The organism is Mycobacterium sp. SMC-19 (assembly GCF_045310815.1).
GTDB lineage: Bacteria > Actinomycetota > Actinomycetes > Mycobacteriales > Mycobacteriaceae > Mycobacterium.
Genome location: NZ_JBJIAM010000002.1, coordinates 149,411 through 165,393 on the forward strand (window position 1 = coordinate 149,411; position 15,983 = coordinate 165,393).

Below are 15,983 nucleotides of genomic sequence, written 5' to 3' on the forward strand. Positions count from 1 at the left end.
CCGTGTCGAATGCATTGGCGACTCTGTCCATTCAATCCGAATGCAGAGGCCGAAATACCGCGAAGGTTCACTAGTCGCTACGGCTGGCCACCACGCAAGCGGGCCAACGAATCACTTGCCCTGGTCTGAAGGCAATCGGGGGTGGCTATTCTTTGCCGATGGACAGCCAAACATCCGGCAGCCAAGGGCCATTCTTCGAGGAACCGCCAGAGCAGCCGGCAAGTGACGCTGCCACCCCGCCCGCACGCCCATGGCTTCCAGTGGCCATTGCTGCCGCCGCTCTCGTTATGGCCATTGCCCTGATCGCCGCTGCGCTGGTCGCCGCTGCGCTGATTGTGAATCGCCGCGGCCATGAGGCCGAGTCATCTCATCCCTCAATGAGCGGAGGGTCTGACAGCTCGTTGTCGAGCAGATGCAGCCCGAGCGCGGTGCCGCTCGCCAACCTCGACCACCGCTCTGCCGACGAGCCCAGGCTGGCGCTGCCCCAACCGCCCGGCTGGCGCTTCGACCCCACGCCGAGGCCGCCAGCAGTTCGGACGGTGATGCAAGGACCGGGAATTGAGGCCAACCGTAACCAGCCTAACGCCGTTGTGACACTGGAGAACCTGACCGGAACCGTCGGAACTCCGCAAGAAGCACTCGATTGGGAAATCCAGGGGTTATCAAAGGTTGGCGTCCTTGTTGACCGCATCCCCAGCACAGTTTGCGGCTACCCCGCCGTGACGCTTACCTACGACATGGGCCTGGCCAATCACCAGGCAACCTGCCTGATCGTTGCGGGTCGGGACAGCGACGGCAAACTCTGGGCGGCCATGGTTACCGTTCAGGCTTTCGATACCAGTAACCCGGCCTACGTGAGTGAAAAACACGCCATCCTCAGTGGCTTCCAATTCGCCTTCGCCGGTGACTAATCGGATTGCAGGGCGATGCGCAACGCGTCGATCTGGTCGAGCTCGGCTTGCCCGGCCTGTACGTGGACCGCATGCAGAGCGCCATTCCAGGGGAACGGGGGCTGGTAGTCATCGGCAACCGGCAGGCCGCGGTCGTAGCCGAGGGTGAGGTGTGTGCCCCCGTGCTGCCAGATGAACGGAAGCGCATGGTCGGTCGCGGCGGTCGCGACTACGGAGTCGTCGACCACCGCGTCGATGGCGACGCCGCCGGACTCCAGCCGTAGCACGCAACCGACGAGGTGGCGCCCCGCAGGCAGTTGCTGTTCGGACCGCAGCTGCAGGGGGCCACTGGGCAAGGCCACGGCGACGTGGAGCCTGCCGTCGACGACGTAGCCGGCCAGGCCTCCGTTGCGGTCGCCGATGGCGAACAACACCCCACTGGGCGGCTCCTCCGGCGACACCTCCACATCGGCGAGGATGTGACCTCCGCCGGCCAACATCGGCAGCGCCTCGTCGAGCACTGGGCCGGCTTGTGGATAGAGCGTGACCTTGAGGCCGACCGGATACTGCGGCTGGGCTGCGGCCGTCAGCCGCCCGATCAGTGAGTCAAGCAGCGGCAGAACATTGTTCGCGGCAGCTTCGTTGGACCACTGTTCGGACAGTTGTGCGACGACCTCGGGATGTTGGTCTGCGAGATCGTGGAACTCCGAGAAGTCCTCGTCGAGGCGGAACAGCGACCACCGGTCGGTGTCGAAGTCGCGGCTACCGGTCAGCAGCAGGTCCTCGTCCATCACGCCGACCGGAACGTGGTCGGTGGTGGCTTTCCAGCCGTCGGCGAAGATCGCCCGCGAACCCATCATCTCGAAGTACTGCACCGAACGCGGGTTGGGTGCCGCAGGATCGGTGAACGAGGGCAGCAGGCTGGCCCCCTGAACGGGCTGCTGTGCGATCCCGTCGACGGTCTCCGGGACGGCTACTCCGCACGCATCGAGGACGGTCGGAAGGACGTCGATCGCATGGGCGAACTGCCCACGAACGCCACCGCCCTCGCCAATCCCCTTGGGCCAGTGCGCGATGAACGGAACCCGGGTACCGCCCAGCCACGTGTAGCGCTTCCACAACCGAAACGGCGTATTGCCGGCCCATGCCCAGCCCCACGCGTAGTGCGGATAGGTCAGCGGTCCGCCCCAGTCATCGAGCTGCGCGAGGTTCTCGGCGAGATCGTCGCGCACCCGATGGGTGAACCGATGCTCGTTGACGGTTCCGGACACGCCGCCCTCGGCGCTGGCGCCGTTGTCGGACATCAATAGAATCAAGGTGTTGTCAAGCACCCCAATGCGTTCGAGGATGTCGACCACCCGGCCGATCTGTGCGTCGGTGTGGCTGAGGAATCCGGCGTAGACCTCGTGCATGCGGGCATACAGTCGACGCTCGTCCACGCCGAGGTCATCCCAGGCCGGCACCCAGGGCGGCCGGGGAGTCAGGGCCGTAGTAGCCGGGACGACGCCGGACTCCACTTGACGAGCGAACAGTTGGTCGCGCCATCGATCCCATCCGACGTCGAACTTGCCGGCGTAGGCGTCGGCCCATGAGCGCTCCACGTGGTGCGGTGAGTGCATCGCTCCCGGGGTGAAGTACAGGAAGAACGGCTTGCCGGGGGCGCTGGCCTGTTGACTGAGCACCATCCGAATCGCTTCGTCGGCCAGGTCTTCGGTCAGGTGGTAGCCCTCGTCGGGCCGGGCTGGTGCCTCGACGAACGAGTTGTCGCGCACCAGTTCCGGCGCCCATTGGTTGGCGTCGCCCCGGAGGAATCCGTAGTAGCGCTCGAACCCCTGCCCCAGCGGCCATTGGTTGTAAGGTCCTGCTCCGCCACGTTCGCCGCGCGGCACCAGATGCCATTTGCCGGTCGCCAGCGTGCTCCATCCCGCGTCGCGCAGGATTCGTGGCAGGGTGGCCGCCGAGCGAGGAATGTGCGCGGTGTAGCCGGGATGAGTGGTGGGCAGATCGGCGAGGAACCCCATGCCGACTGCGTGGTGGTTGCGACCGGTCAGCAGTGCCGCCCGAGTCGGCGAGCACAGGGCAGTCACGTGAAAGCGGTTGTAGCGCAGTCCTCCGGCGGCCAGCCGGTCGATGTGCGGTGTCGAGATATCGGAGCCGTAGCAGCCGAATTGAGCGAAACCGAGGTCGTCGAGCAGGATCACCACGACATTGGGCGCGTCCTGTGGCGGGCGCTGGGGCTGGCTCATCTCGGTGTCGCCTTTCGCTATGACCTGCATGTAGTCAAGTGACTACATCTGTTGAGAACATTATTGAGCGATCTTGTGGATCGCAAGGTGCAGAGGGAAATTCGCCTGATCAAGGGGTGATCACGGCTCGCTGCGGCGGCCTAGCCGGCCACCGCTTGGCCGGCTACGGCCGTAGCGCCGGACCGGCGGTCCGAGCGGTAGGCGGGGTCGAAGCGGCGGACTGTCACGACGAGCAGCAGGGCGATAACGGGCGCGATGACGCCGTACAGCGCCGGCACAGTGCCGATCTCGGCGCTGTCGAGGAGTTGCGGACTCAGGGCTATCGCGGTGGCCACCATCGCGTTGTGCATCCCGATTTCGAGGCTGATGGCAATCGCCTGCCGCGGAGCGAGTTTCATCCACCGGGGCACGAGGTAGCCGACGGTCAAGCTGACAGTGGCGAAGGACGCGACGGCTCCGGTGAGCGTGCCGAGGTTGTTGAGCAGTGTCGATTGCCCCCCGACGATCGCCGCGATGGAGATCGCGACCAGCAGCGTGGCCGCGGCGACCCGCACCGGCCGTTTCAGGCGACGGGCCAGCTCGGGGACGCGTTCGCGAATGGCGACACCGATTGCGGTGGGAATGAGGACCAGTCCGACTACTGCGACGAACTTGTCCAGCTGCAGCGGGATGCTCCTGCCTTCGCCGGTGAACCAGCTGATTGAGAACGCCAGGATCGCCGGTAGGGAGGCGATCGAGATCACGGCATTGACACCGGTCAGCGTGAGGTTGAGGGCCAGGTCGCCATTGACCAAGTGGCTGAATACGTTGGCCAACAGGCCACCGGGTACCGCCGATATCAACATGAGACCGACCGCCAGCTTCGGCGGGAGGTCGAATGCTTCGGCGATCAGCAGGCAGAACGACGGCAGCACGATCGCCTGGCAGATCAGGGCGACCGCCAGCGGGCGCCTCAGCGCAGCGGCTCGCCGGAAGTCGGCGACGGTGAGGGTCATTCCCAGGGCGAGCATGGCCGTCACAACGACCAACGGGAAGAACCGGTTATCCATGATTGCTCCGCGGTGTTCGTGCGCAGATGCCATGACGACTAAGGAGTTCCGGGCGCCGGCGCGATGATGCAGTGATTGCTCAGCTTGCCGCAATCCATCGAGATTCGGCCCGCGCACCGACGCCTCCGCGGGGCTGTGCACACCGCCGGATCGACGCGCCGAGCAAACGGATTCAGGGCTGCGCCCAGCCCTTGGGTGCCGATACGCGTCGCCTCGATTTGCTTACGGCGGCCCCCTGGCCGACAGTCACCGCGTTGCCGTATGTCATGGCTACGGATCGTCGCCGAGACCGCGCCTCGTGTGGAATCGCTCGCTTGCGGGTCAGCGTAATCCGCGGCGGTGCAAGATAATTCCGGAATGTAACCCCCGGGATGCTGGGTAGGGTGTCGCATGGCACGTCGGCGCGGACACGCGGCCGGGCGTGCGCCCGATAGTCTCGCCGACCCGAAGTGGCGGCTCCAGATCGACGATCGCGGCGGCCGGAGGACGCTGGCATACCGGCGCTGCCGAACATCGGCTGGCTACACCCGGCCGGACCGCGTCAGCGGGCTGGAATCTATTTGAGCCGAATCAGTGCCGCGTCGCCTAGGTGGGCCGCCTGAGTCCAGGGGCGAGAACCCGCAGCGGTTTTCCCGACATTGTGCGCGGGTATTTCCGCAGGGCCCGCGTAGACTCACCGCGCGAACTTTTCATCAGAAACAGTGAGGTAGGGCATCCGATGAGCGGCCATTCCAAGTGGGCTACCACGAAGCACAAGAAGGCCGTCATCGACGCTCGTCGTGGCAAGAACTTTGCGCGGTTGATCAAGAATATCGAGGTCGCGGCGCGGGTTGGTGGTGGGGATCCGTCGGGCAATCCGACGTTGTACGACGCCATTCAGAAGGCGAAGAAAAACTCGGTTCCCAACGACAATATTGAGCGGGCGCGTAAGCGTGGTGCGGGTGAGGAAGCCGGCGGGGCGGATTATCAGACCATCACCTACGAGGGTTACGGACCCAACGGGGTGGCGGTGCTGATCGAGTGTTTGACCGATAACCGTAATCGTGCTGCGAGTGAGGTGCGGGTGGCGATGACGCGTAACGGCGGGACGATGGCTGATCCGGGTTCGGTGGCGTATCTGTTCAGTCGCAAGGGGATGGTGACCTTGGACAAGAATGGGTTGACCGAGGACGACGTGTTGGTGGCGGTGCTGGATGCCGGTGCTGAGGATGTCAACGACTTGGGGGAGAGCTTCGAGGTGATTTCGGAGCCTGGGGATTTGGTCGCGGTGCGTAGTGCGTTGGTGGATGCCGGTATCGATTACGACTCTGCCGAGGCGAGTTTTCAGCCTTCGGTGAGTGTGGCTGTTGATGTTGAGGGTGCTCGCAAGGTGTTCAAGCTCGTCGAGGCTCTTGAGGACAACGACGACGTGCAGAATGTGTGGACCAACGTGGACCTGTCCGACGAAGTACTGGCCGTCCTCGAAGCCGAATAGGAGCCACGTCGTTGTCGACCATCCATTTCATCTCCGGTCTGCCGCGCTCAGGTTCGACCCTGCTGGCCGCGCTACTGCGGCAGAACCCGCGCTTTGAGGCCGGGATGTCGGGTCCATTGGCAGGGCTGTTCGGCGCGCTGCTCGGCGAGATGAGTGCCCGCAACGAGTTCTCGGTGTTCATCGACGACGCGAAGCGGGAACGGATCTTGCGCGGCCTGTTCGACAGTTTTTATGCCGATTGCGACGCCGAGGTCACCTTCGACACCAATCGGGCGTGGTGCGGCTGGATGCCCGCGGTCTCGCGACTGTTCCCGAGCGCCAAGATCATCGCCTGCGTACGCGAGCTGCAGTGGGTGGTCGACAGCATCGAACGATTGATCCAGCGCAACGTGTTCACCCCGTCGTCGATCTTCGGCTTCAACCCCGGCGGCACTGTCTACACCCGCGCCAACGAGATCGTGGCGCAGGACGGAATGGTCGGGGCCCCATACGACATGCTCAAACAGGCTTGTTACGGCGCGGAGCGGGACCGGCTGCTGGTCGTGCAGTACGAGACGTTGACGACCGACCCGGCGACCACCATGCGGGCCATCTACGACTTCATCGGCGAGCCGATGTTCGACCACGACTTCGCCCATGTCGATTACGACGTCACCGACTTCGATGAACGGGCCGGCACGCCGGGCCTGCACACCGTGCGCGGCGAGGTCCGGGCCACGCCCCGGGAGTCGATACTGCCGCCGGACTTGTTCAACCGGTTTATCCACGACGCGTTCTGGCGCGACCCGCGGGCCGTGCCCGCTGGTTTGCGGGTGGTCTAGCCGAACAACGGTTCTAAACTGACGCCGTGTCGGCGAGCGAGCGGCAAGAGTTCGGCAGGTCCCGACGGAAGGCGCTGCCGCGGTCCGGGCTCGGGGAGTATGTGCCGTCGCCGCGACGCCTGGACCCGGTAGCGCTGCTGGAATCGCAATCCAGGACCCGAGTACCGGAGCTGGTGCCGATCCGATACGCCCGCATGTTGGCGTCGCCGTATGCCTTCTTCAGGGGCTCGGCGGTGATCATGGCCGCCGACCTCGCCGCCGGCCCGCACACTGGACTACAGGCACAGTTGTGCGGGGATGCGCACCTGTCGAACTTCGGGATGTTCGCCTCCCCGGAGCGGCAGCTGATGTTCGACCTCAATGATTTCGATGAGACGCTGCCCGGACCGTGGGAGTGGGACGTTAAGCGGTTGGTGGCCAGTGCCGCGGTCCTATGCCACAGCAGGGGATTCGGCCGCGCCAAGCAAGAATCGGTTGTATCGGCCTGCGCCGAGGCTTACCGCACTCAGATGCGTGAACTGGCCCGGCTCGGCGAGCTCGATGTCTGGTACGCGCAATCGGTCATCGACTCCGAACTGCTGGCCGCCGTGGAACCGGTCTACGCCAAGGCGATCCGGCGTACCGCGGTCGGTGCGCTTTCCCGCGGACGGCAGCAGGCCGTCGACAAACTCACCTGGTCGCACAACGGCCGCCTGCGCCTGATCAGCGATCCGCCCCTGATCGTGCCGGCCGGTGACTTGGTCAGTGACACCGTGGCGCAGCTCTACAACAAGTACATGCGGAAACTGATCAAGGACTACGTTTCCAGCCTTCCCGACGACCGGCGGGTGCTTGCACGGCGATACCGGTACGTGGAGGTGGCCCGCAAGGTGGTCGGTGTCGGCAGCGTCGGAACCCGCACCTGGATCGTGCTGTTTGAGGGCGTCGGCCGCGGAGACCCGCTGCTCATGCAAGTCAAAGAGGCACGCACCTCGGTGTTGGAAGCCCACCTCAAGCGCAGCCGATACGCCAACGCCGGTGAGCGCGTCGTGGCAGGGCAGCGGCTGATGCAAGCCACCAGCGACGTCCTGCTGGGCTGGCTGCACGCCATCGGCCCCGACGGGCACCATGGCGACTACTACGTGCGTCAACTCTGGGACATGAAGGGATCCGCCGACGTCGAATCGATGAGCCCCAAAGTGCTGACCGCCTATGTGCAGGCATGCGGGCATGCGCTTGCCCGGGCGCACAGTCGTTCTGGCGACCGGGTCGCGATCGCGGCCTATCTCGGCAAGGGCGATAACGCCGACCGGGCGCTGACCCGGTTCGCCTTGGCGTACGGCGAACAGAACCAGTGCGACTACCAGGCGCTGCAGACCGCCGCGGACAGCGGCCGGATCACCGTCGCGTGATGATCGGGCCGGGGGACAGGGCGCGGCGGCAGCGTGTCGCGCCCGCCGGTGTCGCCTGTCCCCTCTAGACTGTCGAACAGTTGTTCGGTACTGGAGAGGATTCCGATGCGGGTGATGGGCGTCGACCCTGGACTGACGCGGTGCGGTCTGTCGGTGGTCGAAGGCGGGCAGGGGCGTCAGGTCACCGCTTTGGATGTCGACGTGGTGCGCACCCCGGCCGATCAGCCGCTGCCGCAACGGCTGCTGACCATCAGTGACACCGCCGAGCACTGGCTCGACACCCACCGCCCCGACGTGATCGCGATCGAGCGCGTATTCGCCCAGCAGAACGTCTCCACCGTGATGGGCACCGCGCAGGCCGGCGGCGTGATTGCGCTGCAGGCCGCCCGGCGCGGCATCACCGTGCATTTCCACACCCCCAGCGAGGTCAAAGCGGCGGTGACCGGCAACGGTTCGGCTGACAAGGCGCAGGTGACGACGATGATCACCCGCATCCTGGGGCTGCAGCAGAAGCCGACTCCCGCCGACGCCGCAGATGCGCTGGCGCTCGCGATCTGTCATTGCTGGCGGGCCCCGATGATCGCCCGAATGGCCGCAGCCGAGGCACTGGCGGCCGAACAGCGGCGCAAGTACACCGCCAAGCTCAAGGCGGCCCGGGCATGATCGCGTCGGTACGTGGCGAGGTCATCGATATCGCGTTGGACCATGCCGTGGTCGAGGCGGCCGGGGTCGGCTACAAGCTGATGGCCACGCCGGCGACCCTGTCGACGCTGCGCCGCGGCAGCGAATCCCGGTTGATCACCGCGATGATCGTGCGTGAAGACTCGATGACCCTCTACGGATTCCCCGACGGTGAGGCACGCGATCTGTTCCTCACGCTGATCGGGGTCTCGGGCATCGGACCCAAGATCGCCCTGGCGACTCTGGCGGTCTATGACGCGGCCACCCTGCGCCGGGCGCTCGGCGACGGGGACGTCACCGCATTGACCCGGGTGCCCGGGATCGGCAAGCGCGGTGCCGAGCGGCTGGTGCTGGAACTGCGCGACAAGATTGGTGCGGTGACCGCATCCGACGGCGCCGTGTTCGGCGGCCACGCGGTGCGCGCTCCAGTGATCGAAGCCTTGATCGGTCTCGGTTTTGCCGCCAAGCAGGCCGAAGAGACCACCGACAAGGTGTTGGCCGACGCTCCCGACGCGACCACCTCCGAAGTGCTGCGTACCGCGCTGAGCCGACTGGGGAAGACCAAGTGAGCCAATCCGGTGAGCCCGGCGATCGTGAAGACCGTGAGGTGTCGCCGGCCCTGACGGTCGGCGAGGGAGACATCGACGCCGGGCTGCGTCCACGCAGTCTGGCCGAGTTCATCGGGCAGCCGCGGGTACGCGAGCAGTTGCAGCTGGTGATCGAGGGCGCCAAGAACCGCGGCGGCACACCCGATCACATCTTGCTGTCCGGCCCCCCAGGGCTGGGCAAGACGTCGCTGGCGATGATCATCGCCAGCGAACTGGGCAGCTCGTTGCGGGTGACCTCCGGGCCGGCGCTCGAACGTGCGGGGGACCTGGCCGCGATGTTGTCGAATCTGGTCGAGCACGACGTGCTGTTCATCGACGAGATCCACCGTATCGCCCGGCCGGCTGAGGAGATGCTCTACCTGGCGATGGAGGACTTCCGGGTCGACGTGGTCGTCGGGAAAGGCCCTGGGGCGACGTCGATTCCGCTGGAGGTGGCACCGTTCACCCTAGTCGGAGCCACGACCCGTTCCGGTGCGCTGACCGGCCCGCTGCGCGACCGGTTCGGCTTCACCGCGCACATGGACTTCTACGAGCCGGCCGAACTGCAGCGGGTGCTGGCACGCTCGGCGAAGATCCTCGGGATCGAACTGGGGACCGAAGCAGCGGCAGAGGTCGCGCGGCGCTCCCGCGGTACGCCGCGTATCGCCAACCGATTGCTGCGCCGGGTGCGTGACTACGCCGAGGTCCGTGCCGACGGGGTGATCACCCGCGACGTTGCGAAAGCCGCACTGGCGGTCTATGACGTCGATGAGCTGGGCCTGGACAGGCTGGACCGCGCGGTGCTCTCGGCGCTTACCCGAAGCTTCGGCGGCGGCCCGGTCGGGGTCTCCACGCTGGCGGTTGCGGTGGGGGAGGAAGCTGCCACCGTCGAAGAGGTCTGCGAGCCGTTCCTGGTACGCGCCGGGATGGTCGCGCGCACTCCTCGGGGGCGCGTCGCGACGCCGGCAGCATGGACGCACCTGGGCATGGTGCCGCCGGCGGGGGCCGGGGGATTGGGCCAACAGGGGTTGTTCGAGTAGGTCGGGCTACAGCTTGCCCAACTCGGCAGCCAGCACGTCCAAACCTTCCGAGAGCAGCGCGTCGCTGATGGTCAACGGCGGCAACAGCCGCACCACATTGCCGAACGTTCCGCAGGTCAACACAATCACACCCGCCCGATGACATGCCGCCGCCAGGGCGCTGGTCAGGGCCGGGTCGGGCTCGCTCGTGTCGGGCCGCACCAGCTCGACGGCGATCATGGCGCCGCGGCCTCGCACATCGCCGATGCGGTCGTCGTCGGCCTGCAGCCGGCCCAGCCGTTCGAAGACCAGTCGCTCGATCTGCCGGGCCCGGCCCACCAGGTCGTCCGCCTCGACGGCGGCCAATGCCCCCAACGCTGCGGCGCAGGCCACCGGGTTGCCACCGAAGGTGCCGCCCAGCCCGCTGACGTGCGGGGCGTCCATGATGTCGGCGCGCCCCGTCACCGCCGCCAACGGCAGGCCCCCGCCGATGCCCTTGGCGGTGCAGATCAGATCCGGCGCCATCCCGGTCGGGCCCTCATGGTCACAGGCGAACATCGCCCCCGTTCGCGCGAAGCCCGTCTGTACCTCGTCGGCGATGAAAACCACGTCGTTGTCGCGGCACCAGGCCAGCAATGCGGGCAGAAAGCCGGGTGCCGGGACGATGAATCCGCCTTCGCCCTGGATCGGTTCGATCACCAGCGCGGCCAGATTGTGGGCGCCGATCTGGTTCTCCAGGATGCCGATCGCCCGATCGGCGGCCCGTTCCCCGTCGCTGCCCAGTTCTTTGTCGATCAGACTGTCGCGGTAGGGGTAGGACGCCGGCGCGCGATAGATGTCGGGGGCGAACGGGCCGAATCCGCTCTTGTAGGGCATGGACTTAGCGGTGAGCGCCATCGTCAGATTGGTACGGCCGTGGTAGCCGTGGTCGAACGCCGCCACCGCGGTTTTGTGCGTGTAGGACCGGGCGATCTTGACGGCGTTCTCCAGGGCCTCGGCGCCGGAGTTGAGCAGCACCGACCGCTTCTCGAACTGACCCGGGGTGATCCGGTTCAGTGCTTCAGCGACGGCCACATAGCCCTCGTAGGGCGTCACCATGAAACAGGTGTGGGTGAACTCGGCGACCTGCTGCTGCACCGCGTCCACCACCCGGGGCGCGGCGTTGCCCACGGTGGTCACCGCGATCCCCGAGCCCAGGTCGATCAGTCGATTGCCGTCGACGTCTTCCACGATGCCGCCGCCGGCCCGAGCCGCGTACACCGGCAGCGTGCTGCCCACCCCGCGTGCCACGGCGGTCGCGCGCCGGTGTGCCAGCTGAACCGAGCCGGGCCCGGGAATCTCGGTGGCCAAGTGACGGCTCTGAAGTAGCGGCGGCACTGACATGTGGGGTGGGCCTCCTTAGCGGTGCTTTCCGCGGCTCAGATCTGGCCGAGTGGCCGGCACGCGTTGCCGAAGGGTTGCCAATATTCGCCGGGCGGGCAGTCCAGCGGCGTCGGGCCTTGGCCGAGCGGCATGCAGGTGTTGGTGCTCGGCTCCCAGTACTGGCCGCCGGGGCAGGCGAGCGGCGTCGGGCCTTGGCCGAGCGGCATGCAGCTGTTGGTGCTCGGCTCCCAGTACTGGCCGCCGGGGCAGGCGAGCGGCTCCGCGGATCCGATGGCGGGCATGGCGATCGCTCCCACCGCCAGGGGAGCCGCTGCCAAGGCAACGGCGGTCGCCAGACCACACGCGAAATTTTTCATCGGCCAACTTTCCCTTGAGAATCCTGACCCCCTGTCACCGATAGCCTAGGGGGTGGACGGCGGTACCGAAGCACGGTCGCCGGACTCAGTGGCACACTGTTGTCATCACAGTGGCCCGCCACACCTCAAGTGGTCCGGTGCCGAAGACTCATTCGAACAAGTCGAAAGATCGGTTGTCGTCATGGAAAACATGGTTGCCTTCCTGCCGCTGCTCCTTGTCATGGGCGCGTTTATGTTCTTCGCCTCGCGGCGGCAGAAGCGTGCGATGCAGGCCACCATCGACCTGCATGAATCGTTGCAGGTGGGCGACCGGGTGCACACCACCTCGGGGCTGCAGGGCACCATCACCCGCATCACTGACGACGACGTCGACCTGGAGATCGCGGACGGTGTGGTGACCACCTGGATGAAGCTGGCCGTGCGCGACAAGATCGAGCCCGAAGAGCTGACGGCCGAGGCCGCAGTCGAAGAGGCCGTCGAAGGCGCATAGCGGCTCGCCGCCTTCGGGCTGGCCGGCTGACACGCCCGACGCGCGGAACGCCCGCCCAACGATCGTCCCGGCCAGCCGGGCACGTACCCTTTTGCGGGTGCAGTGGTACTGATCGCTGCGGGCGGCCCGCGCACGGGCCAGCCTCGACGATCACGAGAGCGCATTGCGCAATGAGCGAAGGAGACTCAACAACGTGGCATCGCCTTCGGCGCCGGTGCACCCTGCCCGCAACCTGGCGGTGTTCCTGGCATTGCTCATCGGCGTCTACCTGCTGGTATTCCTGACCGGAAACAAGCTCGCCGAACCCAAACTTGGTATCGACCTGCAGGGCGGCACTCGTGTGACGCTCACCGCGCGCACCCCGGACGGCTCCACGCCGACCCGTGACGCGCTCAATCAGGCGCAACAGATCATCAGCGCCCGGGTCAACGGACTCGGTGTGTCGGGCTCTGAAGTGATCATCGACGGCAACAACCTGGTCATCACGGTGCCGGGCAGCGACGGCAACGAGGCCCGCACCCTCGGCCAGACGGCCCGGCTCTACATCCGCCCGGTGATCAACGGTGTGTCGGTGCAGGAAGCTCAGGCAGCTGCCCGGATGCCCGGCCTCGGTGGTGGCGGTATGCCCGGCGTCCCAGGCTTGCCGCCCGGCGCCGGTGGTGGTGCTCCCGGTCTGCCGCCGGGTCTTGGCGGTGGCGGCGTTCCCGGCTTGCCTCCCGGTCTTGGCGGTGGCGGCGTTCCCGGTCTGCCTCCGGGTCTTGGCGGTGGCGGTGTTCCCGGTCTGCCTCCCGGTCTTGGTGGCGGCGGTGTTCCTGGTATGCCCCCGGGCGCCGGCGGGTCCGTCCCGCAGCAGCCGCTGACTCCGCCGGCCCAGCCGCGGCCCTTCCCGCAGGAGCCGACCCCGACCCCGGGGACCACCTCTTCGAGCCCCGGCTCCGAAAACACCAGCGAGACCGCCACTCCCGGCACCTCGACTGTTCCGGCGCCAGGATCGCCTGCCGAGGCGCCCGGCGCCGGTCCCCAGATGCCCGCCTTACCGGGGCTGCCTGGCCTGCCGGGTCTGCCCGGGATGCCTGGCCAGGGTGATCAGGCCCAGGGCTTGGCGGCCCGCATCGCCGCCGAGAAGCGGTTGCGCCAGAGCGACAACAAGGTGGTCCAGGCGCTGGCCCTGCAGATCCAGGCCGGACGGTGCGACAAGGAAGACATCCTCGCCGGCAACGACGACCCGGACCTGCCACTGGTGACCTGTTCGCAGGACCAGCAGACGGCCTACCTGTTGGCGCCGTCGATCATCAGCGGCGACCAGATCGCCGACGCCAGCTCGGGCATGGACCAGCGCAGCGGCGCCAACATCGTCCAGGTGCAGTTCAAGAGCGGCGCGGCCGACGTCTGGGCCGACTACACCGCCGCCCACATCGGCACCCAGACCGCGTTCACGCTGGACTCGCAGGTGGTCAGTGCCCCGCAGATCCAGGAAGCCATCCCCGGTGGCCGCACCCAGATCACCGGTGGCTCGCCGGGGTTCACTCAAGACGGTGCCCGCCAGCTGGCCAACGTCTTGAAGTACGGATCGCTGCCGCTGTCGTTTGAGGCCTCCGAAGCCGAAACCGTCTCGGCCACACTGGGAATGACTTCGCTGAAGGCGGGTCTGATCGCCGGTGCGATCGGTCTGGCACTGGTGCTGGTCTACTCGCTGCTCTACTACCGCGTCCTGGGCGTGCTGACCGCGCTGTCACTGGTGGTGGCCGGAGCCATGGTGTACGCGATCCTGGTGTTGCTGGGCCGGTACATCAACTACACGCTCGACCTGGCCGGTATCGCCGGTCTGATCATCGGTATCGGAACCACCGCCGACTCGTTCGTGGTGTTCTTCGAACGCATCAAGGACGAGATCCGCGAGGGCAAGTCGTTCCGCTCGGCGGTGCCGCGCGGGTGGGCGCGCGCCCGCAAGACCATCGTCTCCGGCAACGCGGTCACCTTCCTTGCTGCGGCGGTGCTCTACTTCCTGGCGGTCGGCCAGGTCAAGGGCTTCGCGTTCACCCTGGGGCTGACCACGATCCTGGACCTGGTGGTGGTGTTCCTGGTGACCTGGCCACTGGTCTACCTGGCGTCGAAGTCTCCGACGCTGGCCAAGCCGTCCTACAACGGCCTCGGCGCCGTTCAGCAGGTCGCGCGCGAACGGCGGGCGGTCGCCAAATCGGGAGGCACAACGGGCGGCAAGTCCGGGGCCAAAGCGCGCACGCGGGTAACCGCCCAGTCGACGGAACAGGGATAGCCAGATGGCCAAACCGAGCACCAGTAGCGGTACGAAAGCCGCGAAAAACGACGCCGCCGCGGGCGAACTCACCAAGGGCCGCAGTGCCGTGGAGGCGAAGCCTCGCAAGACCGCGGGAAGCACCAAGGCGCCCAAGCACAGTTTCCTGTCACGGCTCTACACCGGTACCGGCGCGTTCGAGGTCATCGGTAAGCGGCGGATGTGGTACGCGGTCAGCGGTGCCATGGTGGCCATCGCCATCGTCAGCATCCTGATCCGCGGATTCACCTTCGGAATCGACTTCGCCGGCGGCACCAAGGTGTCGTTCCCGCGCGGCGACACCAGCGTCACCCAGGTCGAAGAGGTGTTCCGCAAGAGCGTCGGCAGCAGCCCCGAATCGGTGGTGGTGGTCGGCAACGGCAACTCGGCGACGGTGCAGATCCGTGCCGAGACGCTCACCAACGAGCAGACCGAGAAGCTGCGCGACGACCTGTTCGACGCGTTCCAGCCCGTCGGCCCGAACGGTGAGGCGAGCAAACAGGCGATCAGTGACTCGGCGGTCTCGGAGACCTGGGGCGGGCAGATCACCCAAAAGGCCGTGATCGCGCTGGTGGTGTTCCTGCTCCTGGCGTCGCTGTACATCACCGTGCGCTACGAGTGGTACATGACCATCTCGGCGATGATCTCGATGGTCTTCGACATCCTCGTCACCGCTGGGGTGTATTCGCTGGTCGGATTCGAGGTCACGCCGGCCACTGTCATCGGCTTGTTGACCATTCTCGGGTTCTCCATCTATGACACCGTCATCGTGTTCGACAAGGTGGAGGAGAACACCAGCGGCTTCGAGCACAAACCCAAGCTGACTTACGCCGAACAGGCCAACCTGGCCATCAACCAGACTTTCATGCGATCGATCAACACCAGCCTGATCTCGGCGTTGCCGATCATGTCGCTGATGGTGGTCGCCGTGTGGCTGCTCGGTGTGGGAACGCTGCAGGACCTCGCGCTGGTCCAGTTGGTCGGTGTTGTGGTCGGAACCTATTCGTCGATCTACCTGGCCACTCCGCTGCTGGTCAGTCTGCGGGAGCGCACCGAACTGGTGCAGAACCACACTCGCCGGGTGATGCGGCGGCGCAACGCCGCGGCCGGTTCGAAAGCGGCAGCGGCCGGCACGGACGTCGCGGAGGACCTCGACGGCACCGAAGACACCGTTGCCGGCGCAGACGCGGGCGCGGCGGCGACCGCGTCGGGCGCCCCGGCTCCCGGCGCAAAGCCGGTCCGCCCCACCAGCCGGCGCAGCCAGCGTCCGACCGGCAAGCCGGGCGCCGGTCGGTAACCGGCG

14 protein-coding genes are annotated in these 15,983 nt (G+C 66.6%); 10 read left to right on the top strand and 4 right to left on the bottom strand.

The window, feature by feature from the left end; genetic code table 11:
• Nucleotides 1-158: 158 nt before the first annotated feature.
• On the top strand, nucleotides 159-911 hold the full coding sequence (locus ACJH5R_RS04845; protein WP_406781407.1) for an LpqN/LpqT family lipoprotein: 753 nt from the start codon (nucleotides 159-161) through the stop codon (nucleotides 909-911).
• Here the strand turns inward: ACJH5R_RS04845 and ACJH5R_RS04850 are convergent.
• Nucleotides 908-3,136: an arylsulfatase gene (locus ACJH5R_RS04850; protein WP_406759237.1), complete on the bottom strand. Its 2,229-nt coding sequence runs from the start codon at nucleotides 3,134-3,136 to the stop codon at nucleotides 908-910. The genes ACJH5R_RS04845 and ACJH5R_RS04850 overlap by 4 nt on opposite strands.
• A gap of 140 nt (nucleotides 3,137-3,276) precedes the next feature.
• Complete coding sequence (locus ACJH5R_RS04855) at nucleotides 3,277-4,218, bottom strand: bile acid:sodium symporter family protein (protein ID WP_406759238.1); 942 nt, start codon at nucleotides 4,216-4,218, stop codon at nucleotides 3,277-3,279.
• Nucleotides 4,219-4,903: 685 nt separating this feature from the next.
• On the opposite strand from ACJH5R_RS04855, the gene ACJH5R_RS04860 reads away from it, so the two are divergent.
• From ACJH5R_RS04860 to ruvB, 6 genes are all read left to right on the top strand, one after another.
• Entirely contained in the window at nucleotides 4,904-5,659 is a 756-nt protein-coding gene (locus tag ACJH5R_RS04860) for a YebC/PmpR family DNA-binding transcriptional regulator (protein ID WP_406781408.1), read from the top strand.
• A gap of 11 nt (nucleotides 5,660-5,670) precedes the next feature.
• Complete coding sequence (locus tag ACJH5R_RS04865; protein WP_406781409.1) at nucleotides 5,671-6,480, top strand: sulfotransferase family protein; 810 nt, start codon at nucleotides 5,671-5,673, stop codon at nucleotides 6,478-6,480.
• A gap of 26 nt (nucleotides 6,481-6,506) precedes the next feature.
• Entirely contained in the window at nucleotides 6,507-7,871 is a 1,365-nt protein-coding gene (locus tag ACJH5R_RS04870; protein ID WP_406781410.1) for a DUF2252 domain-containing protein, read from the top strand.
• 105 nt (nucleotides 7,872-7,976) lie between these two features.
• On the top strand, nucleotides 7,977-8,534 hold the full coding sequence (ruvC, locus tag ACJH5R_RS04875) for a crossover junction endodeoxyribonuclease RuvC (protein WP_406759242.1): 558 nt from the start codon (nucleotides 7,977-7,979) through the stop codon (nucleotides 8,532-8,534).
• A complete protein-coding gene (gene ruvA / locus ACJH5R_RS04880; RefSeq protein WP_406781411.1) occupies nucleotides 8,531-9,121 on the top strand; it encodes a Holliday junction branch migration protein RuvA in 591 nt (196 codons plus the stop codon). Before ruvC ends, ruvA begins: the two co-directional genes overlap by 4 nt.
• Complete coding sequence (gene ruvB / locus ACJH5R_RS04885) at nucleotides 9,118-10,179, top strand: Holliday junction branch migration DNA helicase RuvB (RefSeq protein WP_406759244.1); 1,062 nt, start codon at nucleotides 9,118-9,120, stop codon at nucleotides 10,177-10,179. Before ruvA ends, ruvB begins: the two co-directional genes overlap by 4 nt.
• 6 nt (nucleotides 10,180-10,185) lie before the next feature.
• On the opposite strand, the gene gabT is transcribed toward ruvB, so the two are convergent.
• Both gabT and ACJH5R_RS04895 read right to left on the bottom strand, forming a co-directional pair.
• Nucleotides 10,186-11,535: a 4-aminobutyrate--2-oxoglutarate transaminase gene (gene gabT, locus ACJH5R_RS04890; protein ID WP_406781605.1), complete on the bottom strand. Its 1,350-nt coding sequence runs from the start codon at nucleotides 11,533-11,535 to the stop codon at nucleotides 10,186-10,188.
• 41 nt (nucleotides 11,536-11,576) lie between these two features.
• Entirely contained in the window at nucleotides 11,577-11,897 is a 321-nt protein-coding gene (locus ACJH5R_RS04895) for a hypothetical protein (RefSeq protein WP_406759245.1), read from the bottom strand.
• A gap of 181 nt (nucleotides 11,898-12,078) precedes the next feature.
• On the opposite strand from ACJH5R_RS04895, the gene yajC reads away from it, so the two are divergent.
• The 3 genes from yajC (at nucleotide 12,079) to secF (ending at nucleotide 15,977) form a co-directional block, all read left to right on the top strand.
• Entirely contained in the window at nucleotides 12,079-12,387 is a 309-nt protein-coding gene (gene yajC, locus ACJH5R_RS04900; RefSeq protein WP_406759246.1) for a preprotein translocase subunit YajC, read from the top strand.
• A gap of 193 nt (nucleotides 12,388-12,580) precedes the next feature.
• Nucleotides 12,581-14,662, top strand: a complete 2,082-nt coding sequence (gene secD / locus ACJH5R_RS04905) for a protein translocase subunit SecD (RefSeq protein WP_406759247.1) — start codon at nucleotides 12,581-12,583, stop codon at nucleotides 14,660-14,662.
• 4 nt (nucleotides 14,663-14,666) lie between these two features.
• On the top strand, nucleotides 14,667-15,977 hold the full coding sequence (secF, locus tag ACJH5R_RS04910) for a protein translocase subunit SecF (RefSeq protein WP_406759248.1): 1,311 nt from the start codon (nucleotides 14,667-14,669) through the stop codon (nucleotides 15,975-15,977).
• Nucleotides 15,978-15,983 lie beyond the last annotated feature (6 nt).